Annotated in this window: 17 protein-coding genes; 7 read left to right on the top strand and 10 right to left on the bottom strand. The window is 65.7% G+C overall.

Going from position 1 to position 22,969, the window contains the following annotated elements:
• Positions 1-581: 581 nt before the first annotated feature.
• The 5 genes from BSF38_RS31190 to secA all read right to left on the bottom strand — a co-directional run bounded on the left by BSF38_RS31190 (position 582) and on the right by secA (position 13,206).
• Positions 582-5,330 carry a hypothetical protein gene (locus BSF38_RS31190; protein ID WP_168189302.1) on the bottom strand — a complete coding sequence of 1,583 codons (4,749 nt, stop codon included), beginning with the start codon at positions 5,328-5,330 and terminating at the stop codon, positions 582-584.
• 379 nt (positions 5,331-5,709) lie between these two features.
• Complete coding sequence (locus tag BSF38_RS03910; protein WP_099091944.1) at positions 5,710-7,158, bottom strand: cytochrome B6; 1,449 nt, start codon at positions 7,156-7,158, stop codon at positions 5,710-5,712.
• 281 nt (positions 7,159-7,439) lie between these two features.
• Positions 7,440-7,805 carry a DUF3467 domain-containing protein gene (locus tag BSF38_RS03905; protein WP_237170728.1) on the bottom strand — a complete coding sequence of 122 codons (366 nt, stop codon included), beginning with the start codon at positions 7,803-7,805 and terminating at the stop codon, positions 7,440-7,442.
• Between the two features lie 132 nt (positions 7,806-7,937).
• Complete coding sequence (locus tag BSF38_RS03900) at positions 7,938-9,251, bottom strand: 3-deoxy-D-manno-octulosonic acid transferase (protein ID WP_076343547.1); 1,314 nt, start codon at positions 9,249-9,251, stop codon at positions 7,938-7,940.
• Between the two features lie 328 nt (positions 9,252-9,579).
• Positions 9,580-13,206, bottom strand: coding sequence for a preprotein translocase subunit SecA (gene secA, locus BSF38_RS03895; protein WP_076343546.1), 3,627 nt, complete (start codon positions 13,204-13,206; stop codon positions 9,580-9,582).
• A gap of 1,032 nt (positions 13,207-14,238) precedes the next feature.
• Here secA and BSF38_RS03890 point away from each other — a divergent pair.
• A complete protein-coding gene (locus BSF38_RS03890; protein ID WP_076343545.1) occupies positions 14,239-14,904 on the top strand; it encodes a Uma2 family endonuclease in 666 nt (221 codons plus the stop codon).
• Between the two features lie 139 nt (positions 14,905-15,043).
• On the opposite strand, the gene BSF38_RS03885 is transcribed toward BSF38_RS03890, so the two are convergent.
• Together BSF38_RS03885 and BSF38_RS03880 are read right to left on the bottom strand one after the other, a co-directional pair.
• Entirely contained in the window at positions 15,044-15,325 is a 282-nt protein-coding gene (locus tag BSF38_RS03885) for a hypothetical protein (protein ID WP_076343544.1), read from the bottom strand.
• Positions 15,326-15,390: 65 nt separating this feature from the next.
• A complete protein-coding gene (locus tag BSF38_RS03880; RefSeq protein ID WP_076343543.1) occupies positions 15,391-15,939 on the bottom strand; it encodes a GNAT family N-acetyltransferase in 549 nt (182 codons plus the stop codon).
• 211 nt (positions 15,940-16,150) lie between these two features.
• Between BSF38_RS03880 and BSF38_RS03875 the strand changes: the two genes are divergently transcribed.
• Together BSF38_RS03875 and BSF38_RS03870 are read left to right on the top strand one after the other, a co-directional pair.
• A complete protein-coding gene (locus BSF38_RS03875; RefSeq protein ID WP_076343542.1) occupies positions 16,151-16,951 on the top strand; it encodes an MBL fold metallo-hydrolase in 801 nt (266 codons plus the stop codon).
• Positions 16,952-17,078: 127 nt separating this feature from the next.
• Positions 17,079-18,503, top strand: a complete 1,425-nt coding sequence (locus tag BSF38_RS03870) for a UTP--glucose-1-phosphate uridylyltransferase (RefSeq protein WP_076343541.1) — start codon at positions 17,079-17,081, stop codon at positions 18,501-18,503.
• On the opposite strand, the gene BSF38_RS03865 is transcribed toward BSF38_RS03870, so the two are convergent.
• Together BSF38_RS03865 and BSF38_RS30540 are read right to left on the bottom strand one after the other, a co-directional pair.
• Positions 18,475-18,939 carry a nucleotidyltransferase gene (locus BSF38_RS03865; RefSeq protein ID WP_076343540.1) on the bottom strand — a complete coding sequence of 155 codons (465 nt, stop codon included), beginning with the start codon at positions 18,937-18,939 and terminating at the stop codon, positions 18,475-18,477. The genes BSF38_RS03870 and BSF38_RS03865 overlap by 29 nt on opposite strands.
• Positions 18,887-19,117 (bottom strand): hypothetical protein, encoded by a 231-nt coding sequence (locus BSF38_RS30540; protein ID WP_145951955.1) that lies wholly within the window; start codon positions 19,115-19,117, stop codon positions 18,887-18,889. The genes BSF38_RS03865 and BSF38_RS30540 overlap by 53 nt, the downstream gene beginning before the upstream one ends.
• A gap of 303 nt (positions 19,118-19,420) precedes the next feature.
• On the opposite strand from BSF38_RS30540, the gene BSF38_RS03860 reads away from it, so the two are divergent.
• The 4 genes from BSF38_RS03860 to BSF38_RS03845 all read left to right on the top strand — a co-directional run bounded on the left by BSF38_RS03860 (position 19,421) and on the right by BSF38_RS03845 (position 22,383).
• Entirely contained in the window at positions 19,421-19,606 is a 186-nt protein-coding gene (locus tag BSF38_RS03860; protein WP_076343539.1) for a hypothetical protein, read from the top strand.
• Positions 19,607-19,796: 190 nt separating this feature from the next.
• Positions 19,797-20,876, top strand: coding sequence for a mannose-1-phosphate guanylyltransferase (locus BSF38_RS03855; RefSeq protein WP_076343538.1), 1,080 nt, complete (start codon positions 19,797-19,799; stop codon positions 20,874-20,876).
• Positions 20,873-21,364 carry a Holliday junction resolvase RuvX gene (gene ruvX, locus BSF38_RS03850; protein ID WP_076343537.1) on the top strand — a complete coding sequence of 164 codons (492 nt, stop codon included), beginning with the start codon at positions 20,873-20,875 and terminating at the stop codon, positions 21,362-21,364. The genes BSF38_RS03855 and ruvX overlap by 4 nt, the downstream gene beginning before the upstream one ends.
• Before the next feature lie 158 nt (positions 21,365-21,522).
• Complete coding sequence (locus BSF38_RS03845; RefSeq protein ID WP_076343536.1) at positions 21,523-22,383, top strand: SDR family oxidoreductase; 861 nt, start codon at positions 21,523-21,525, stop codon at positions 22,381-22,383.
• Positions 22,384-22,504: 121 nt separating this feature from the next.
• Here BSF38_RS03845 and BSF38_RS03840 read toward each other — a convergent pair whose 3' ends face one another.
• Positions 22,505-22,846 carry an ATP-dependent Clp protease adaptor ClpS gene (locus BSF38_RS03840; protein ID WP_076343535.1) on the bottom strand — a complete coding sequence of 114 codons (342 nt, stop codon included), beginning with the start codon at positions 22,844-22,846 and terminating at the stop codon, positions 22,505-22,507.
• Positions 22,847-22,969 lie beyond the last annotated feature (123 nt).

Raw genomic sequence — 22,969 nt, 5'->3', positions numbered from 1 at the left:
ATGGTTCCGTCGGACGGTTCCGCACGCGACGCGGATCGGTTCGACTCGAGAGGCAATTCCCTCTCTGACGCCTCGGGCTGCTGCCATGTAAATCCTGGTCTGTGGTTTGCCGTAGAGGTGCCCCTTGTGGGTGCCCGATCGCCGAGCACGAGCGGTCGGCGTGGAGCGAACCAGGTGCCCACAAGGGGCGCCCCTACGGACCCGGTCGTGACGCCTAGCGAAAAGCCCCCATTCTCATGAGGCCGGGCGTCGCCTCGGCGTCAGGACGGTTGCGCTGAAAATAATCCCACGCGCGGGCACGCCGGGATACGAACTCGAAGCGCCAGCGAGGGAATCGGCGGTCGGCCGTTGGAACCATTCACTCGCTGGGGCTTCGGGCTCGTATCCGGCCCCGGCCCCGAGAGCCGGACCTCCCGCGCATTTTGCGGACGATCAATCGCGCGGAAGGAGACGGAACGACCGCGTGAGATGGGCGAACAAACGGCTTCTGGCGTACAGGCAACGAAAAGGCCGCCCCTGGTCTCGCAGGAGACCAGGGGCGGCCGGGTTGGACTTGCCTTTGACTCTGTGATCGTCGTCGATCAACTGAAAGGCTTCTTGATGTCGCTCCAGAGCTTGTCGAAGAAGCCCTGATTCTTGTTGGCATTGGCCAGCGCCAGGGCTTTCTGCTTCTGGGCCTGAGCCTGGGCCTGGCTGGCGGCTAGCTGTTGTGCGGCCAGGTCGCTGGCCGTGGTGTCCGCCGTCGTGGTCGCGGCCGTGGCGACCGCGGGCGTCGCGGTCGGCTCGGTTGGCGCCGGTGGGGTCGTGGTCGTCGCCGGCGGGGTCGTAGTCGTGGTCGACGTATCGGTCGTCGCCGACGGGGTGGCTGCGGGGAGCGACGTCGCGGTCTTCGCCGACTGCTGTTGAGACTGGTTGACCAGGTTCAACAGAGCGCTGACCACGGGACTGGTGTCCGAAGTCGTCGTGCCCGCCGTCGTGTCGGCGGCGGGCGTCGTCGCCGACGGGGTCGTCGTTCCGGTCGCGGCGGGCGTCGCCGCCGGCGGGGTCGTCGTTCCGGTCGTGGCGGGCGTCGTCGCCGGCGGAGTGGTGGTCGTCGCCGGCGGGGTGGTGGTCGTGGTCGTCGGCGCGGCGGTCTGAACCGCCGGGGCCGCGACCGGCCGGACCGAGGCCAGCGAGATGGTCTCGCCGTTGACCCGAACCGTCCTCGTAACCGTCACTCCAGTCTGCTGGGGCGCGGCCTGAGTGGAATCGAACAGCGTGTAGACCGGGAAGTAAGTGCCCGGGGTCTCGTTGCGGTTGACCTTGAACTTCGCGGGCGAGACGCCGCGGTACTTCGCCACCGCGGACTTCGGCACCCAGGCGAACGACGGCAGTTTGTGCTGAAGGGCCGTGGTGTTCCGCTGAGCCGTGGGGTCGACGAGGAAGCCGTTGGCCGACGCCCGTTGGCGGTCGATGATGTTGTAGCTGTCAGGCTTGGGCAAGAGCGTGTTGGCGAGCATCCGGAAGCTGTCGAGGCTGATCCCCCCCTTGAGCTGGCCGTTGGCGACGAAGTCGAAGTAGTTGAACCGGCGTTGCAGGGCCGCGGGCTGATCCGGGTTCTCATTGAACACCTGGTTGTTGATGCCGGCCTGGGGCAGCGAGGTCGTCGACGTGCCGCCCAGCAAGCGAGCCATGGCACCGGCTTCCGCCAGGCCCTTGGTGGCGGCGGTGTCGGTGAAGTCCTGAACCTCCTGGGCCGAGATCACGCCGTCGTTGTTCTCGTCCATGATCGGGAAGATCTTGTGGTCGAGCAAGTAGCGGATCGCGATCGTTCCTTCGATGGAGGCGATGGCGTTGCCGATCGAGACGCGAGCGTAAGCCGGCGCCGAATCGCCCCCCGAGAACCCGTTCTGATTGTCGGTGGAGCTGACCAGATTCGGGGTGGAGACGCTGTTGCCGTCGTTGACGTCGAAGGCGGGAACCGCCGTGTAGGCGAGAATCCCGTTGATCCCGTCGGGCGTGTTGTACGCCGACAGGTCTTTGATGCCGCGACGGCCGAAGTTCAGGCTCCGGACGCCGACGGGCGTCGTGAGGTAGGCGTCGGAGGTGACTCCGTTCGCCTTGTTGAGATTGGTCCAGTAGTTGAGCGCCGACGACACCATGGTGTAGGCGCCGGTCACGATGGCGGACGACATCGAGGTGCCGACCTGGGTGAAGGTCAAGTGGTTGGCCGGATCGTTGATGTTGGTCCCGGTGCCGGTGGTCGTGGTCGTTCCATTCGCCTGGAGGGAGGAGAATCGACGCCGGAACGTCGGCACGTCGATTGCAGGCGCGGCGAAGTCGGTGGTGATGCTGCGGTTGACGGCGCCGGGGATGCGGTCGTTCCACATATTGAAGTCGGACGCGGCGAAGGTCTGGACGTTGGGCGCGACGTTGGCGCTGGTCGCCGAGCCAGTGGTCCCTCCTCCCCCCGCGCCGGCACCGGCTCCGCCGCCGCCACTGCCCCCTCCGTTGCCGGTCCCGGTCGTGCTCGAGGCCGTGCCGCCGATCGTCAGCGCGTTGCCGAAGATGAGGACGGGACCAAGCGGGTTGGGTATCGCACCGATTGGCGGGTTGTTCGGAGTGGTCGAAGCGTCGGTGGAGTAAGGGAACGGATACGTCCCGGTGACCGAGATCGCTTCGTTCAAGACCGCCGGCAGCGACATGCCGTCGTTGTCGCCGATCGACGGATTGGCTCCACTGTTATTGAACTGGGTGGTTATGCCGGTCGTGCCGCCGGTGGTGCCGCCGCCGGTGCCCCCGGTCGTGCCGCCGCCCGTGCCGCCGGTGCCGCCCGTGGAACCGCCGCTGCTCGCTCCAAGCGGGGCGCCGAACTGGCCGGCGGCCGCGATCGGGGCGATGCCCAGTCTACGGTACTTGTGCAACTGGTTCTTGAGAGCGATGACGATCTGGGGATAGTTTTTGTACGCCTGCGCCTCGGTGGCGAAGGTCTGCGTCGTCCCGAAGGCGAAGACCGAAGCGACCACGCGATTGACCACGCCCGGCCGCACCGGGTCGTTGACGAACGGGTGCTTGGCGACGTAGTCCATGCCGCTGTAGACGGCGTTGGTCGATGTCAGGGCGTTGCTCGAAGCCGACAGGTTGCCGCTGGTCGTGCCGCCGCCGGTGCCCCCGGTCGTGCCGCCGCCGGTGCCGCCCGTGCCGCCGGTGCCGCCGCCAACGGTCAGCGTGCTCGACCCGAAGTACGGCGAGAAGATCGCGACCGGCTCGATGGTGGCCTGGGGGACGAACTGGGCGACGACGCCAGCCACCGGCGTGCCGTGGCCGTCAAACGTGTTGACGAGCACGTTGCCCGTGCCGTTCGTCGTGCCGCCCGTGCCGCCCGTGGTGCCGCCGCCCGTGCCGCCAGTCGTGCCGCCCGTGCCGGAGGTGGAGTTCGTGAACGACGAAAGATCCGCGTTCCCGGGGCCGCCGGTGTAGATGTTCTTGCCGGTCGAGACCCTGCCGCGGAACGGCGCCGAGAGCCCGTCCACGCCGGTGTCGACGACGGCCACGGCGCTTCCCTGGCCGTTATACGGCACGCCCAGGGTCCGCAAGTCGTTCAGTCCGATCAGCGTGCCCGAGGTCGAGCCGGCCAGGCTGGCGGTCGTCTTGAACTGCCAGATGCCGTCGCCGTCCGACGCGTACATCGTCGTGCCGTCGGCCGAGAAGGTGATGGAGAGGCTCGAATCCATGAAGCTGGTCGAGTCTTGCGCGGCGGACGTGTTGAAGCCCTGGGCGAAGACCGTCATCACGCCTTCGGGCGTGATCCGCACGATGCGACCGCCCGCGGCGTTCGAGCCGCCTGTGGTGTTGCCGTTGCTGACGATCGGAACCAGCGGGTTCGTCGTGGCGTTGTAGGGGAGGCTGGGATCCAGCTTCTGAATCCCGAGGACGCCGCTCCCCTGGACGGCGATCGGCACGGTGACGCCCGCGGGGATGTCGCCTTCCGCCACGGAGACGACGTTGACCGAGAGGCCCGAAGCCAGGTCGCTGACGAACAGGCTGCCGGCGTAGGTGGGCTGGCCCGTCACGGTGACGAGCGAAGTGCCGGACGTCGATCCGCCCGTCGTCCCCGTCCCGGTCGCCGAGGCGGTGAGCCCCATCGACTGCGAGAAGTAGCCGTACTGGTCGAAGGCGATGTCCTCGAAGCGGCGGAACGGGGTGGTGACCAGCGCGGTCTGGTCAATGGTCGCGGTGGTCGCGCCGGTCGTCGTCGACGTGAGTTGGGTGCCGATCAGCAGACCGCCGTTGGACCCCTGCACCCCGCTGAAGCCGGGCTTGGCCGGGATTCCGCCCCCGGTCGGGGTGCCGAAGTCGGTGAACGCCGAATAGAGGGGCGAGGTATAGTCGACGTTCGCCTGGGTGATGCCGACGATCGGCCCGAGGGTCAACCCGGTTTCCGACGCGCCCTTGGGCAAATTCGATCCGTTCGAGATCACCTGGCCCGGCGAGTACTGGTTGGCGTTGAAGAACAACGCGGCCATGGTGCCGCCGGTCGAGCTGATCCCGCTGCCGGCGATCACGCCGCGAAGGAACTGCTGCATCTCAGGACCGGGAACCACCATGCCCGTCGGATTGATGTTGAACTTGGTCGCGGCCTGGCCGTCCGTCAGGGTGACGTAGGCGCCCAGGAAGCTGCCGTCAGGGCCGATCCGGTAGATGGCGTTCTTCGAAGGGTCGGAACGGTCGACCGTGCTCACCAGCATCGAAGGCTTGCCGTCGATGTAGCCTTCAGGGTCGAACGCGATGTCGTACCAGTTGGCGAACCCGGTCGTATCGACCGCCCCCCCCGTGGCACCGCCCAGCGAGTTCGCGGCGGCGTTCTTGCCGTCGGTGTTGAGGGCGTTGGGGTCGATCTGAGACATGACCGTGTTCAAGTCGAAGAAGACGCTCGCCTTCCCCGTCGCCGGGTCGACCCGGTAGATCACGCCGGGCCGGTTGACCGCGCCCGTGTTGGATCCGGCGCCGCGAGAGATGGCATAAAGGCCGTTGCCGAATACGCCGCCCGGCCCCGCCTTGATCCGGACGTTGTCGCCGCCGAACGACGTCAACGGCGTCGTCTCCGACACCGACGTGATCGGGGCCGCCGAGGTCAGGGTCGTCGCCGTGGTGTTGCTCGACACCACGACCGTGCCCAAGTCGCCGTTGGTCGGCGTCGTGGCGGCCGTGAACACAGCCTGCAACGGATAGAGCGGCAAGACCGGAGCCAGCAGGCAGCGCTGCTCCAACGGCATGATGATGTCGGGTCTGAGATCGCGTTTACGCCGCTGCGCTGGGCCGTTGGCCCGCGGTCGGGATGGCTGAGACATTCCATTATCTCCTAACGCTGGACTCGTCCGTCCTGAACCGAGGCCGAGACGCCCGGCAATCCTTAGTATCGGCGCACCTGGCGCTTGACGATGAGTCGAAACATCCGGCAAGGCCACGGTGCGGGGCATAACCCGCACACGCGGACCCCTTTTCACCATCTGAATCGGCCGGCAGCCGCGCCGACGATCAGACAAAGCCGCCGGACGGACGGAAAAATCGTCACTTTCAGGACGAGCACGACGGCCGCCGCAATACGGCCGAACGGCTCAACCCCCACCGCCGCAGAGCTGAAAGCGACGACGGCGAGCGACCCCCGCCCCAAAAGGAAGGAATCGCCCGCCGCCGAAAATTCGACATAAGCCCCGTGCTCGCTTCCACCTAGAGCTGCCGCATGAACGCGACGAGGGCCTGCTTTTCGTCCGGAGTGAGCTGGGTCTCCAGAACCAGGTTGAAGAACTCGACCGTGTCTTCGAGCGTCAGCAGGCGGCCGTCGTGGAAGTACGGCGGCGACTCCTTGATTCCCCGCAAGGGGAACGTCTTGATCGGCCCTTGCTTCGTCGCGACCAGGCCGTTGATCGACTGCGTCTTGTAGAACCGATCGACCTTCAGGTCGTGCATCAGGTTGTCGGTATAGTACGGCGCCGGGTGGCAGACCGCGCACTGGGCCTTGCCGAAGAACAGGGTCTGGCCCTTCATCTCCGGGGAGTCGGCCGGGAACTTCTTGGGGTCGAGCTTGCCGAAAACGTCCAGCCCTGGGGCCGGCGGAAAGTCGAGCAGCTCCTGGACTTCGGACATGAAGTGGACCTGGCTGCCGCGTTCCAGCGGGTTGATCCCCTTGGCCGCCGCCGAGACCTGGTCGCCGTCGAAGTAGGCCGCCCGCTGCTCGAACTCGGTGAAGTCCTCGATGGTCTTGAGGGCTCGTTGCGAGCCGAACAGCCGCTGGACGTTCACCCCGCGAAGGCTCGGCGTCTCTATGCGGCGGCGGTGCGATTGCGGCCGGATGTCGCCCACCAGATGGGTCGCCGCCGAGGTATGGCCGTTGACGTGGCAGTCGAAGCAGGCCACGCCCAGCATGCCAAGGGGCAGTTCCGTCTTGCGGTCGTGGGTGGCGTTGAACTGCTGCTGGGGGAACTGCGTGACCAGCAGCCGCACCCCCTCAAGATCCTTGGCGTTGAGGATGCCCTGGAAGATCTCCTGGAAGTTGTCGACGGTCAGCACCTTGCCCTGAGACACGTCGCCGAGGTCGGGCCGGGTGGTCAGGAAGATCGCCGGCGGGAACTCGGGCAGGAAGTGCTCGGGCAGGTCGAAATCGATATCGAACCGCTCCAGACGAGGCAGCAGCTTGATCTCCATCTGCGGGAAGACCATGCCCCCGACCTCGTGTTTGGGGTGGGGCAGGGGCAGGAAGCCCTTGGGGAACAGGCCCTTATCGCGGATCTCGTCGGCGGCCGTCGCGGCGAGGCTTTCCCAGGTCGTGCCCGCGACGAGCTTCGCGGCCGGGCCGACCTGGATCGGCTTGCCGCGTGTCATCTTGACCTGGCCGTCGGGTCGCGAGCCGAGCTCGTAGCGCTCCTCCAGAAGCGCCTTCTGGCGCGCCTCGACCGCCGGCTTGTCGGCCTTGTCCTTCGCCACCCGGTCCTGGAACGTCTCCTGACCGAGGAGGACGGGGGCCAGTTGGTCGTAACTCGTCTTGGCGGGCGGCTCCTCGGCGCCGACGGGAGCGGGCCAGAAGTGAACGAGCGAGACGGCGGTCAGAAACGCCAGAACAGTCGGGTCGGACAGGCACGGCAGCCAGCGGCGAACTCGCAGCGTTTTTGAAGCTTGCATTGGTCCCCCCGTGATGTGGATACGTTCTCCTGTCAAGCAGCATGCCGGACGAACCGCGAGTCTACTTCATCACAGACCCGTCGGCTACGGTCCGGACCACCTGCCGGAAAATCGCGGGAACGAAGGGGGATCGAGGGCCGCCCGGGGTGAAGAAGCCGTCGATTCAAAAAAATCAGGCGGCCGTGGCAAGATGGTGCATCTTCAGCCAGGACCGCCTGAAAACTCCGCCCTGAGGCGAAGGGACGATCAAACGAATGAGACCGACCTGACAGGTCGGACGCTCACTCGACCACGCCCTGAGGACCGACGCGACCGCCGGTCTGACCCTGCTGAGGCTGGTTGGTGGCGCGGCGGCGGACGTCGAGCTCGATCGAGCCGAAGGTCCCCTCGTGGCGCTGGATAGTCATGCCGAGGGCTGTGAGCAGCCGCTTGGACGTGTAGAAGTTCATGACGATCCGCTGGTTGGCCTTGACGTCCTGCCGCCCCTGGGCGAACGGCTGGGGATTGAGGCCGAAGTCGAGGATGACTTCTTCGGGGGTCGCGGTGACGCGACAGAAGTTGGAGTACGACGGCAGCGCGCCAGTGTCGTCGACGACGACCTCGTTGGTGACCTGCTGTTGTGGCGTCGGGGTTTCGGATTCGCTCATTTCCATGTCCTGTTTGGTTATTGCCGCCGTACGAAATTCATAACGGTAGCGAGGAGAGGAGAGCACACGGCGATCTCTCGGTCCCGCGTCGACGTAAATCAGGTGAAGACTAACGCGAAACACAAAACTCGATCAAGCCGTCTTTTGGGCGAACGATGACTCGACGAGACGGTCCAACTCATGAAGTGTTCGGCCGGAGGCGCCGTGCTGCGCCAGCACGAATTTCCGACCCGCCTCGCCGCGAGCCGCCGCGTTCTCGGGATCGTCGAGGTCTTCCTGGAGCCGTAGCACCAGATCGTGCGCGCCGTCGACCCGACGCGCGGCGTTGCGCGACAGGAGCTGGTCGACGGTTTCCCGGAAATTGGACGTGTGGGGGCCGAACATCACCGCCGCGCCGTACGCCGCGGGTTCCATCATATTCTGGCCGCCTCGTCCCGGCGCCAGGCTGCCGCCGACGAAAGCGACGTCGGCCAGCCCCCAGACCGCGCCCAGCTCGCCGATCGTGTCGACCAGGATGATCGGATCGGAGCGATGCCCGGCGAGCGACTTGTGCGAGTCGCAGCGGCTGCGTCGCAGCACGGTCTCGCCCTCGGCCTCCAGCCACTGGGCGACGGCCTCGAACCGCTCGACGTGCCGAGGGACCAAAATCAGCCGCAGCCGAGGATGGTCGCGCCTCGCAGCACGGTACGCGGCGAGCGCCGCGGCCTCCTCGCCCTCCATCGTGCTCCCCGCCACGAAGACGAGATCCGCGTGCGAGAGGCCCAGCTCGGATCGCAATTCCCGCGTCTGGGCGTTGTTACGGTCGCTTTCGAGGCCGTCGAACTTCACCGAACCGGTCACGCTCACCCTCTCGAAAGGGACGCCCAGATCGATGAACCGCCGGGCGTAGTCCTCGTCCTGAGCCGCCACCATGTCGATCAGATGAAGGGTCGGGCCCAGCGGTCGCCGCAGGCGGCGGTAGCCGCGATGGCTGCGGACGCTGAGGCGGGCGTTGATGATCGCCACCTTGGCCCCGGACCGCTTCGCCACGCGGATCAAGTTCGGCCAGAGCTCGAGTTCGACGAGCGCCAGCACGGTCGGCCGGATGCGGCCCATCGCCCGCCGCGTCGCCCAACTGAAATCGAAGGGTGCGTAAAAGGTGATCAGTTCGGGGAAGGTCCGCCGCGCCACGGCCAAGCCCGTCGGGGTCGTCGTCGAGATCACGACGTCCCAATTCGGCCGCCGCCGGGCCATCTCGCGGACCAGCGGACGCAGCAGCAAGACCTCACCGACACTCACGGCATGAAACCAGAGGCAGGGACGGTCGCCGATCCGATGGGGCGCAGCGCCCCAGAACTTCTCCCACAATCCATCGCGGTACTTGCCCGACCGCACCATCCGAAACAGGATGACCGGCGAGAAGAGAATCAGCAGCGAGGCGTAAATCAGGTTCAATGCCAGAGGCATCTCGGGGAATCCTTTCCCGCTAGAGAGCTAGGGGTCCTCTCGACGAGACGCTGACTTCCTACGCAAGTGACATGCCTGATCCGATCGAATTCTGGTTCGACGCCCTCGAAAAAGACCATCGACGCCCCTCCCGGTCTCCGGTCCCGAATTCTCTCCCGATCCGCCGACCGGGCTTCGGCCGGCTCAAAAGCCGAACCATAAACCCTTTCACCACAACCAGTTAAAAATCAAACTCCTGCTCAGATCGTCCTCACGACGGCTCCAGAAGCAAGCCGCCCGCGCGGTTGGCGCGGGCGGCGGAGTCCTTCAGGCGACCGGACCCACCTGGTCAAAACTCGTCGGCGGCGGCCTGGTTGCGCATGTGGCAGGCTTTGAACTTTTTTCCTGATCCGCAAGGGCAGGGGTCGTTCCTGCCCACCTTTTTTCCAACGTTGCGGACGGGCTCTTTCCGTTTATCGGACGCCTGCTGGCTCGACTGGATCGCGGCGTCCTGCGATTGCCGGACGCCGCCGCCGTCGGGAACGGCGGCGAGCTGGGAGTCGGCCGACTCATGGATCGTCTGGGCCCGATCGAGCTTCCAGCGCGATCCGAGATACGAAAGGAACTCGGGGTCGAAGTGCTCGACGCGGAAGATCAGGTCGGTGACGCGGTCGGCGATCCCGTTCCACATCTCGCCGAAGATCCGCATCCCCTCGCGTTTGTACTCGACCTTGGGATCGATCTGAGCGTAGCCCTGGAGCCCGATCGAGCTGCGGAGGTGGTCCATGGCCCGGAGGTGCTCCATCCAGCTCGAATCGAGGATCTGGAGGAGGAGGACCTTCTCCATCTCGCGCATCTCGGGCCGGGCCTTGGCGTCGACGGCGGCGACCAGCAGCGAGCGGACCTCGGCGGGGGGCATCTGGGCGAATTCCTGCGGCGTGGACTCGACGCCGAGGTTCTGGCGGGCCCACGACGACAGCTCGGCCAGGGCGTTCTGGTCGGCGGGCAAGGGGAACTTCTCACGGCCCGAGCCCTTCGGGAACGCGGCGTCGAGCCGCGCGTCGAGGTCGGCGGCCAGCTTCGCCCCCTGGTAGTGCTTGTGGGCGAGTTCGATCAGGTGCGACTCGATCTCGGGACGCAGCAGGGGACGCAGCTCGTCGGCGTCGACGATCGAGTGGAACCGCTCCGACGCCCAGGCCGCCAGGCCCTCGCGATCGTAGCGCGGGGTCTGCGACTGCGACCGCTCGCCGAGGAACCGGGTGACGGCGATCCGCACCGGAAGCTCCGACTCCTTGACGGCGTAGTGCTCGCGCGCCTTGTCCCTGAGCTGCCGCACGATCTCGACGCGGCCGAGGCCCTGCCAGGTCTCGGGATCGACGGCCAGGCCGAACTTGTGGTGGACCCATCCCGCCAGCGACCGTCGGCCCCAGTCCGGTTCGAGGAACTCCTTGGCCGGCGTGAGGTCGAGCTTGTCGATCGACTCCTTCGCCTTGCCGTGGAGGAAATCCTCGAGCTCTCCTCGGTTGAGCCGCGTCTCGTCGCCGTCGCGCTCTTCGAATCGTCGAAGTTCCTTCTCCTTGACGTCCAGCTCGAATCGCTTGTTGAACCAGTTGACGAAGGCGACCCAGGTCCAGTCCTCGGGCTCGGCGTCGGACGGGAGGTTCTCGTCCATCGCCTCGCGGATCGTCTCGTAAAGCTGCCGTTCGCCGCGGCCGCGAACAACCTCGCCGGCGTCTTCGAACGCGACGCCCTTGAAATCGCGAGCCGGGACATCGACGTTGAGCCTATGCGAGACCCACTCGGCAAAGCTCGCGGCGCCGTAGTCGTCGGCGAGGAACCGGCCGGCGGCGTCCTGGACCTGGGAATCGATCATCTCCAGGATGCGGTCCTTGGGAGACTCGCCTTCCAGCAGGCTCTGGCGGAACGAATAGACCCGCTTCCGCTGCTCGTCCATGACCTCGTCGTATTCGAGCAAGTTCTTGCGGATGTCGAAGTTGCGTTCTTCGACCTTCTTTTGGGCGCCCTCGATCCGGCGACTGACCATCTTGCTCTCGATGGCCTCGCCCTCTTGCATGCCGAGCCGGGTGAGCACAGCCGAGACCCAGTCGCCGGCGAACTTCCGCATCAAGTCGTCGTCAAGCGAGAGGAAGAACCGCGACGATCCGGGGTCTCCCTGACGGCCCGACCGACCGCGAAGCTGGTTGTCGATCCGCCGGCTCTCATGCCGCTCGGTGCCGATGATGTGCAGCCCGCCGTTGGCGGCGACCTCGCGCCCCTCGGCCTTCATCTCCGGCTCGTACTTGCCCACGGCGTCGAGCCACACCTGCTTGGGGACGTCGAGCCGGGTCTCGTAGATGATCCGGCCGTCCTCGTTGGTCGCCCGCTTGAGGTCCGACCAGGCCATGAACTCCGGGTTGCCGCCGAGGATGATGTCGGTGCCGCGGCCGGCCATGTTGGTGGCGATCGTCACGGCGGCCTTGCGACCCGCCTGGGCGACGATCTCGGCCTCGCGCTCGTGGTACTTGGCGTTCAAGACCTGGTGCGGGATTCCGTACCGGGTCAGGTACTCCGACAGCTCCTCGGACTTCTCGATCGACACCGTGCCCACGAGGATCGGCCGGCCCGTCTCGTGGACCTCCTTGATCTCGTCGAGCATGGCCTTGTTCTTCTCGCGCTCGAACCGGAAGATCACGTCGGGGTAGTTGACCCGGCTCAGCCCCCGGTTGGTCGGGATCGCGATCACGTCGAGGCCGTAGACCTTGTAGAACTCGTTCGCCTCGGTCATGGCGGTGCCGGTCATGCCCGAGAGCTTCTTGTAGAGCTTGAAGAAGTTCTGCAGCGTGATCGTCGCCAGCGTCTGGTTCTCTTCCTTGATCTTCACCCGCTCTTTGGCTTCGACGGCCTGGTGGAGCCCGTCGGACCACTGGCGGCCGACCATCAGCCGGCCCGTGAATTCATCGACGATCACGACCTCGCCGTTGGGCTGAACCACGTAGTCCCGGTCGCGACGATACAGATGGTGGGCCTTAAGCGAGTTGTCGATCAGGTGGGGCCATTCCATGTTGCCCGGAGTGTAGAAGCTCTCCACCCCCGCGATCTTCTCCGCCTCGCGGACCCCCTCGTCGTTGAGATGGCAGGTCCGCTCCTTCTCCTTGACCTCGAAATGCACGTCGCGCTTGAGCAACCGGGCGATCCGGTCGGCCTCGGCGTACTTGCGGACGTCGTCGAAGGCCGGCCCCGAGATGATCAGGGGGGTCCGGGCCTCGTCGATCAGGATGCTGTCGACCTCGTCGATGATCGCGTAGTGGAGCTCGCCCTGGGCCTGATAGTCCTTGGTCGGCTTCATGTTGTCGCGAAGGTAGTCGAAGCCGAACTCGTTGTTGGTGCCGTACGTGACGTCGCAGGCGTAGGTCGCCTGGCGCTCGCTGGCTTCCATCTCCGACTGGATCGCGCCCACAGTCATGCCCAGCCCTTGAAACAGCGGGCTCATCCACTCGGCGTCGCGACGGGCGAGGTAGTCGTTGACCGTGACGACGTGCACCCCCTTGCCGTCGAGCGCGTTCAGGTACGACGCCAGCGTGGAGACCAGCGTCTTGCCCTCGCCGGTGATCATCTCGGCGATGTCGCCGCTGTGCAGCACCATCCCGCCCATGAGCTGGACGTCGAAATGGCGCATGTTGAGGAACCGGCGCCCCGCCTCGCGGCACGCCGCGAACGCCTCGGGCAACAGGTCGTCGAGCGACTCGCCGGCCTGTCGACGGCCGCGGAACTCCTCGGTCTTGGCCTTGAGCTGGTCGTCCGAGAGCGCCTGCATCGACGGCTCGAGCTCGTTGATCCGGGCTACCAGCGGACGCATGTGCCGAATCCGGCGCTCGTTGGAGCTGCCGAACAGCCGCACGAGCCCTTCCGACACGTTCTCGGAGATGGCGGACAGGGCGTCAGTCGTCTTATCCCAAAGCTCGATCAGCACTTCCATTGCCGCTCATTCCCCACGCAATGACTCTGGACACGTTGCAGCAAGTCGTTAAGACGCCAAACCTTACAGCGCCCGCTCGGTTTTCGTCAACCGGGGCCGCGGCGGTCCGCTCGACGGGCCGTCGACATTTCCTACGATCATTATGGGACGCCCGTTCGCAAATTCCTCGCCCGAAGTTCTTGGCCGCCACATGGATAACCGCATGCGGCCTTCCGCCCCCCGAGCCGGACCCGCCGCCGAAAAGGCCGCCCCGTCCCTCCGACCGCCAGACCGGAGAATTGGCTTCGTTTGCCCCGAAAACCACTCCGCATTCGAGTTCCCCCCGACCGATGACAGTCGCGAGGAAGGTCTTGCCCTGATGCCCGTCCTCATTCGAGCCTGGCCGCCGAATTGGCTTCGTTCGCGCCGGCCACAACGCCCGCCCCAAGAACGCAAAACCCTATCTTGCAATACTTTGTATCATAGAATGCCATTGGCTTCGTTCGTCCCGAAAACAGGCTGACGCGACTTGAGCATTGGCTTCGTTCGCCCCAAAACGGGTTGCGGCATCCAAGGGCCCCACCGATACGGACTTCCTTCTACCCACCCCAACAAATTGGCTTCGTTCGCGCCGGGCCAACCGCCCGGCCAACAAACGCAAAGCCTTACCCCATTTTTCTTTACACTCACGCCAACAAATTGGCTTCGTTCGGCGCGGTTTTCGGCCTGATTCGTCACCAGCCGACATCTGCCCCCCCCGTTTCCGTTGAAGTCGAACGACTCAGGCTCCTGTTCCCACGATTGGCTTTGATCGCGCGCTTTTCATCCCATCTCACCGAAAGTTCCCGGCTTCCACGGCCCGGCCGAACGGCGTTCCAGGTTGAGAAAGTGCAGGGAATCCCCTACAGCTAATTTACTCCCGGATCGCTCGATTGAGACGACCGTATCGGAGGTGTTTCGCAAGATTATCGTCGACAGGGGTCGGCTTGCCCGCCGATCCCGGTTGATGAGACAATGGATCGCCTTGATCTCCGGCATTTTCGAGGGACGCCCATGTCGATCGCGACGCCTCCAGGCACCGAGACCGTGGCCGACCTGCTGAAGCGGTTGGGCGACGTCCCCCCCTCGCGCGTCCGGATGGTCCCCACCCCCGGCACGGCCACCGAGAAGGACGTGATCCGATTCCACAACCGCAGCCGCGAGGGACGGCTCTTTGAGTTGGTCGACGGGGTGCTGGTAGAGAAGGGCATGGGGTTCCATGAATCGCGGCTCGCGGTTCTGCTCGCTTACTATCTCGGCAGCTATCTCCGGGAGCACGATCTCGGCGTGATCCTGAGGGCCGACGGCACGATCAGGCTCTTTCCCGGCGTAATCCGAATCCCCGACACCATGTTCATCTCGTGGGAGCGTGTTCCCAAAACGGGTCGAGGGAGCGGCGAGATCCCGACTGTGGCACCCGACCTCGTCGTGGAAATCCTCAACACGTCGAACAGACGCAGGGAGATGGAGCGCAAGCTTGACGAGTATTTCCGGGCCGGCGTGCGGCTCGTCTGGTACGTCGACCCCAGACGCCACACTGTCCGCGCCTACACCGCGCGCCACGATTTCACCACGCTGACAATCGACGACGAGCTCGACGGTGGCGACGTCTTACCCGGCTTCCGCCTCGCCCTCGCCGACTGGTTCGCTCAGGCCGAGCAGACCGGCCCCAAGGCTTGAGAGACAGTCTAGAAGAATCGGCCACACACATCTCTCATTTCGTAGAGTGGGCACTGCCAACCGTCCGAACCCATTACGGTGTCGATGGTTAAACACGGCAGGCGGTGTCCGCCCTACAAAATTGGCGGCGGGCTTCGAGTTACTGCACCGCCGGCAGCATGGCAAGCATGGTGGCGTAGACGAGGGCGGCTTCGATGCCGGCGATGATCCAACGTTTCCACGCTGGCAGCCCCGATCGGTTCAAGGCCCGGCAGACCAGGATGGGGATTCCGATCCAGACCGGAAGATAGATGATAACCGCGAGCCGTTTGGCAGCCTCATCCCACCGCCCCGAAAACACGGCGTTGGGACCTTCTCGAATCGCCGCTCCTAGGAACACGATGCACGCGATTTGAAGAAAGACGAGCGCCCGGAGTTTCATCGCGTTGGTGCCTCTCGGCGAAGATGCGAGACGATGGACTGGTGATTCCCAAATTATGCGTAACGTCAGGGACGGCTCGCGTCGGGGTTGCGACTCAGTCGATACAGGACATGCCGCCGCAGGCGGTGGCCGGCGGGCAGGCTCGGGTGGTCGAAGTCGTCGACGGGCGAGCGTTGCATGCCGATCCGCTCCATGACGGCGCGCGACCGGAGGTTGTCGGGGACGGTGAAGGAGACGATCTCGTCGAGTCCGAGTTCGTCGAAGCCGAACCGGAGCGCGGCGCGGGCGGCTTCGGTCGCGTAGCCGCGTCCCCAGTGCTCGCAGGCGAGTCGCCAGCCGATCTCGACGCAAGGGGTGAAATGCGTCTCGAACGATGGGACCGACAGGCCGACGAAGCCGATGAACGGAGCGACGCCCGGGACCTCGACGGCCCAGCGACCAAAGCCTTGACGGGCGAAATGGTCGCGAATCGACGCCGCCGTCGCATCGCTCTGCTCGCGGCTCAGCAGGCCGGGCAGGAACTCGACGACTCGCTCATCGGCGTTCAACGCGGCGAACGGTGCGAGATCGTCGTCGAGCCATTCTCGAAGGATCAGTCTCTCAGTCTGGATCATCGTAGGACTCCTCGGCGGCGACGCCGGTTTGCGTCTGATCAATCGGGTCGAAGCGGCGATCCTACCAGACCTCGGAATCGCTCGGGTCGCCATCGGCGCGGGGTTCGCGTAAAATGCGAACGAACCAGTTCGCGGCGAGGCCGCCGGCTCGAATCGACGTCGCGACGGCGTCGGGCGGCGGTCCGGGACGACTGGCGGGAGACGAAGTCGGTTGATCGAAAGCCCTTTTGCTCCCGAGCGGCGGCTGACCTTCCTGGGGACCGGAACTTCGACAGGGGTTCCGATCCTGGGGTGCGACTGCCCCGTCTGCACGTCGGACGACCCTCGGAACCAGCGGACGCGGCCGAGCGTCCTGATGTCGTTCCCCGCCGGCAACCTGCTGATCGACACCACGCCCGAGATGCGGATTCAGCTCCTCCGCGAGAAGATCCGGCGGGTCCACGCGATCGCGTTCACGCATCATCACGCCGACCACCTCTACGGTCTCGACGACGCCCGGTTGTTCCCCAAGTGGATCGGCGGCCCGGTGCCGGTCTTCTGCGAGCAGGACACCGAGGAGTACATCAAGCGGGTGTTTTCCTACGCGTTTCGCGAGGAGTCGCGCGACTGGCCCCCGGGGTTCATCCCCAAGATCCAGTTCGTCCGGATCGAGCCGGGCGGGGAGTTCGAAGTCCTGGGTCAGCGGATTCTGCCGTTGCGGCTGCATCACGGCAGCTTCACGGTCCTGGGCTTCCGGGTGGGCGACCTCGCCTATTGCACCGACGTCAACCGCATCCCCGAGGCGAGCTTCGACGCGCTTCAAGGGCTCGACACGCTGATTCTCGACGCCCTCCGCTACGAGTCTCACCCCACCCATTTCAGCCTCGACGAGGCCCTGGGGGTCGTCGAGCGGCTCAAGCCGAAACGCACGTTTTTCACACACCTGTCGCACAGTTTCGATCACGGCTATGTCGAGGAACGCCTGCCCGCCGACGTCCGGCTGGCGTACGACGGACTGATCGTGCCTTTTTAGGGCCTCTGGGAGGCACGCGACTTGCGGGCGCTGGTGTCGTCGATGCGGTGAGATGGTACGATCACGGTGCGAGGGCGCGAACCGCGAACGATCGCGCCGCCACAAGGCTTCAGGAGCGTGCCGAGCGATGGCTTTCAAGACGGATCTGGCGGAACGGCTGGAGCTTCACGGACAGCGGCACTTACTGCGCTGGTGGGACGATCTGAGCGAGGCGCAGCGCGCACGGCTGGAAGCGGAGATCGCGGCGATCGATCTGGAGCAGATCGATCGGCTGATCGCCGAACACGTCCACGGCGCGGCCGTCGCGACGGTCCCGACCGACCGCGTGGAACCGATCGAGGTCATCCGGCTTCCCGAGACCGACGGCGAGCGGGTCGCCCGCCGCCGCGCGATGGAACTCGGCGAAGAAGCCCTGGCGGCCGGCGAGGTGGGCGTCATTCTGGTCGCCGGCGGCTCGGGCACGAGGCTCGGCTTCGACGGCCCCAAGGGAACCTTCCCGATCGGACCGGTCTCCTCGGCCAGCCTGTTCCAGATCCACGCCGAGAAGATCGTCGCCCTCGGCGGCCGGTATGGCAAACAGCCGCCTTTGTACGTCATGACGAGCCCCGAAAATCATGACGCGACCGTGCGGTTCTTCGACGAGCACGATCGGTTCGGCCTTGAACGCCCGCGATTCTTCCAGCAAGGCCAGATGCCCGCCGTCGACCGCCGGACCGGGAAGATCCTCCTCGCCGCTCCCGACCATGTCGCGCTCAGCCCCGACGGCCACGGCGGAACGCTCCTGGCGATGGCCGCGCGGGGGGCCGACGCCGGGCCGAGCTGCCTCGACGACATGCGCGAGCGGGGCGTCCGGACCTTGTTCTACTTCCAGGTCGACAACCCGATGGTCGAGATCGCCGACGCGGCGTTCCTGGGCCTGCACCGGAAGGCCGACGCCGAGATGTCGTTCAAGATCGTCGAGCGCCGCACGCCGGAAGAGAAGGTCGGCGTGGTCGTCACCATCGACGGCCGTCCCCAGGTGATCGAGTACTCCGACCTGCCGCCGGAACTCGCCGGCAAGCGACGAAGCGACGGCCAGCTCGAAATCTGGGCCGGCAGCATCGCGATCCACGTCCTCGAACGCGCGTTCATCGAACGCCTCGTCGGTCAGCACCGGCTGCCTTTCCATCGTGCGGTCAAGAAGGTCGCGCACATCGACGACTCCGGCGCGACGATCAAGCCGGCCGAACCGAACGCCGTCAAATTCGAGCAGTTCATCTTCGACGCCCTGCCCGAAGCTGAGCGGTGGTCGATCGTCGAGACCGACCGCGCCCGCGAGTTCGAGCCGCTCAAGAACGCAACGGGCCCCGACTCGCCGGCCACCGTCCACCAGCGGATGAGCGACCTCTTCGGCGACTGGCTCGAACAGGCCGGCGCCATCGTCCCCCGCCGACCCGACGGCTCGGCCCCGTTCGGCATCGAGATCAGCCCCCTCTACGCCCTCGACCCCCACGAGCTGAAAGCCAAACTCGAACCGGGCCTGGTCATCGAGAAGCCGATCTATCTGCGCTGAGCCGCTCCAGAGCCTCCACGTCAGCAAGGTCTTGCAGACGCCCGGAGGCTTTTTTATTCCGAATCAAATGCGCGAGCGAGGGCACGAATGCGGGCTCTCCCGCGAATTGCGTCGGCAGGCGATCCTTCCAGGCATCGTCGAATTCCAGGCCGTCGACCGCCGTCAACAGGTCGATGCGGACTGGGGGCACGCCGATCTGGAACACCGTTCCTCTCTCGGCAAGATCGCTCGCGACCAGGTCATGAAGCGGCGCGCCGAATTCAGCGATCGCGGCGATTACCTTGGACGCATTGTCTGGCGACGGCCGTACCCAAACGTCGAGGTCCTTGGTGGCGCGGAGATGCCCGTGAACCGCGAGCGCATGCGCCCCGACCACCAGAAACTCAGCGCCCCTTGCGTTTAATGTGGACAACAGATCTTTGAAGTCGGGGTTCATCGTCCCCCTCGCTGTTCCAGGCCATGCAGGCCTTCGTCAAAGTCCAGACGGCGTCGATCCGTTGTTCGGGCGTCAGGGCCATCCAGTCGACGTCGGTGGGCTCGGGCGTCCCCTTGCGGATGACCCGCGAAACCACACCGGGGCGTAACGGCCGTTCGGCCGGCTTGGGCTGTTCCATCGAAGCCTCCTTCTCCATCGCCATTCTACTCGAATGGGGGCCCGGCGGCCGCCTTCCGTCCGCTCTTTCGAGCAGGAAAGAAAAAGCTGGCTCCCCCCTGTCACAGTAGACGTGATCTACCGTTATGATGGAGCACGAATGACAACAGCCACGATTGCGTGGCCTTACGACTCGAAGCCCCCCGGTATGGGTCGTTTGGTCTGCCTGGATCTTCTGGCATATCGTTTGCTGTAGCACGTTCCTCGGCTCACGTCACTTGATAGACATGATCGCCCTTCAGGGCACGATCACGAGGATGAAAACATGGACGCCAACACCGAAGTCTTCGTCACCCTCTCGGCTGATCTGCTCGACCGCCTTCGCAAAGTCGCTCAGAAGGAGCACATTCCCCTGCGATGGCTGGTGGCCGGCCTGATCTGCGACACCGTGGACGCCGACCGGCTGCACGCCGGAGAGGGCTCCGGCGCCATGGCGATTTGCAATCGCTGACGGCCTCGCCGCCGCGGCGGATCACGCGAGCCTTCGACTCAGCCTCTCAGTCGCCCTACAGCCGGCCCCGCCGAATGGTTATGATTTCGGGGATCGACGGATCGACCGACTTCCCGACACGAACCATTCGTAGGGCCAAGGTCGTCACCGCATTCGGGATTGCGCGGCGGCGGCCCTTCAGGGGTGAGACATGCTCTTTGCGATCATCATGGCCGGCGGCAGCGGCACGCGGTTCTGGCCCAGGAGCCGCCGCAACCGTCCCAAGCAGCTCCTGAATCTGCACGGCGACGCGACGATGCTCCAGCAGACGGTGGCCCGGATCGCGCCCCTGGTCGCTCCCGAGCGCGTCTTGATCATCACGGGGGCCGATCAGGCCGAGGCGACTCGCGCCCAGCTCCCTGACCTGCCGGCCGAGAACGTGATCGCCGAGCCCTGCCCGCGCGACACCGCCCCTTGCGTCGGACTGGCCGCGCAGATCGTTGCGCGGCGCGACCCCGAGGGGACGATGATCGTGATGCCCGCCGATCACGTCATCCAGCCGATCGACACGTTTCTGGCGACGGTGAAGGCCGCCGTCGCGGTCATCGACGCTGATCCCTCGGCCCTCGTGACGTTCGGAATCAAGCCGACCCGGCCCGAGACCGGCTACGGCTATATCGAGCGCGGGGAGCTGCTGGAAACCCGCGACGGCGTCGCCGTCAACCGCGTGGTCCAGTTCCGCGAGAAGCCCGATCGCGACACCGCCGAGCGGTTCCTCGCATCGGGAAATTTCGCCTGGAATTCGGGCATCTTCCTATGGCGGGCGAAGACGATCCAGGGCGAAATCGAGCGTCATCGGCCCCAGCTCGGCGCGGCCTTGAATCGCGTCGGAGCGAGCATCGGAACACCGGCCGAGGCCGACGTTCTGGCCTTCGAATTCCCGCGCATGGAGCGGACGCCGATCGACAAGGCGGTGATGGAGAAGGCCGAGAATGTCAAGGTCCTCGAAGTCCGCTACGACTGGAACGACGTCGGCGACTGGCGGGCTTTGAAGTCGCTGATCGAGGCCGACGGGTCGGGCAACACGATCCAGGGCGACGTGATCGCGCGCGACACCACGAATTCGATCATCCTCTCCAACGACGGCGGCCTGATCGCCACCCTCGGGCTCGACGACGTCGTGATCGTCCAGGCCGGACAGGCGACGCTCGTCGCACGTCGCGACCAGCTCGACAAGCTCAAGGGCCTCGTCGAGAGCCTGGACGAGCGCGGTTACGGGTCGTACCTGTGAGCCACCGTCGGCCGTTCGCCCGAACCCTGGGGATCGATTTCGGATTGCGACGCGTCGGCGCGGCTGTCAGCGACCCCGGCCGGTCGATCGCCACGCCGCTCGAAGTCTACGAACGCCGCGACGCCGCCCAGGACGCCCGCCATTACCGGAAACTGGTCGAAGAGAACGAGATCGACCGCGTCGTGATCGGCCTGCCGGTCCACACCAGCGGCCAGGAGGGCGAGCTGGCGGCGAAGGCCCGCGAATGGGGAGGCTGGCTGATCACGATCACCGGCCTGCCGGTCTTTTACTTCGACGAGCGGTACACGTCGAAGCTGGCCGACGAGATCCTCATCGGCTCGGGATTCAAGCGTCAGAAGCGCAAAGGACTGCGCGACATGCTGGCGGCTCAGATCCTCTTGCAAGGCTACCTCGACGCCGGCTGTCCCGAGACCGAATCGCCGCTCCAGCCGCTCGTCGATTCCGAAGAGGAAAGTAATGGGTCGTAAGTCCGGGATGTTCATCCCGGGTGGCACGGGTTCGTACTCGACCCCGTGGACGCTCGCCACGGCTTGACCCACGGGTTCGGACGATCCGAACCCGTGCCACCCATTAGCTCACAATCATACATCGAACTTCCGCCTCACTCCATTTCGGAAACCACGCCATGACCACCCTGATCATCGGCTGCGGCTACCTCGGACGACGCGTCGCCGCGCGGCTCGTCGATCGCGGCGAGGAGGTCTTCGGGACGTGCCGATCGGCGTCCACCGCGTCAGAACTCGCCTCTCTCGGCGTGAAGCCGGTCCTGGCCGACGTGCTCAACGCCGATTCGCTTCGCGCCCTGCCCGCGGCGGACCGCGTGGTTTATTGCGTCGGCTACGACCGCACGGCGGGGGCCGACAAGCGGTCCGTCTACGTCGACGGTCTGCGGAACGTCCTCGATCGGCTTGCGACCGCCCCGATCCGGCTGGTCTACGTCAGCTCGACGAGCGTCTACGGACGCGACGACGGCGGCTGGGTCGATGAAGACTCGCCGACCGAACCGCGCACTGAGGCCGGCCGCATCTGCCTGGACGCCGAACGCGTCGTGACGGCCTGGGGCCGCGAAGCGAGCGTCGAGGTGGTCGTCCTCCGCTGCTCGGGGCTTTACGGGCCGGACCGGATCGTCCGTCGGTCGATGATCACGAACGGCGAGCCGATCCCCGGCGACCCGGACAAGTACCTGAACCTGATCCACATCGACGACGCCGCCCAGGCCGTGACCGCCGCCCTCGACGCCTCCAGGCCGTCGGGCTTGTATCTGATCAGCGACGACCGCCCGGTCACGCGGCTCGAATACTATTCGCTGGCGGCCGACTGCCTGAAGGCCGTTCCGCCCCGGTTCGTCCCTCCCGCGCCCGGATCGCCCGAAGCCGCGCGCGACGCCGCCAGCCGGCGGGTGGCGAACCGCAAGATGAAGGCCGAACTCGGCGTGAAACTCGCCTATCCCGATGCGACGTCCGGCGTGCCGGCGGCGCTGGCGTGAGCGCCGAGGGAGTCCTTTCCCCGTAGGGTGGGCACCGCCCACCGTCGTTAATCATCGATATTACAACAGGTTCGGAGGTGGGCGGTGCCCACCCTATGAAGAGAAGACCTCCCCTGATCGCTCAATCGCCGGCCGGTTCGATGTAGCAGCGGAGGGGGCCCTTGGAGGCCGCCATCCGGGGGTCGGCGCCGTAGGAAACGACCTGCTCGCGCTTGAGTTCGGCCTTTTCCTTGTGAGTCGTGTAGACGATGGCCCGGCCCCGGTGGTGAATCTCCAGGGTGAGCTTCTCGGCGGTGGGAAGCGAATGGGCGAAGAGCTTGGTCAGAAGTTCGATCACGTACTCGAACGTGTGTTCCTCATCGTTGAGGATCACGACGTTGTACGGCGGAAGCCGGCGCGTTCGGGTCTCCTGGACGACTTCCGGCTCGACGGCGACGCTGGTTTCCCCTTGCTCTTCCGACATCGCGCGGGCTCCTGTGGGCTTCTGCGTATCGGCTACGCGATTCGTGCGCCTCGCCCGTCCCGACCCAACGGATCTTCCTTACACATTGCCACCAAAGGGTTTATACAGAATGGGCATCGCCCA

This window comes from Paludisphaera borealis (assembly GCF_001956985.1).
GTDB classification, from domain to species: Bacteria; Planctomycetota; Planctomycetia; order Isosphaerales; family Isosphaeraceae; genus Paludisphaera; species Paludisphaera borealis.
This window is presented reverse-complemented; position numbering and strand designations above follow the sequence as displayed.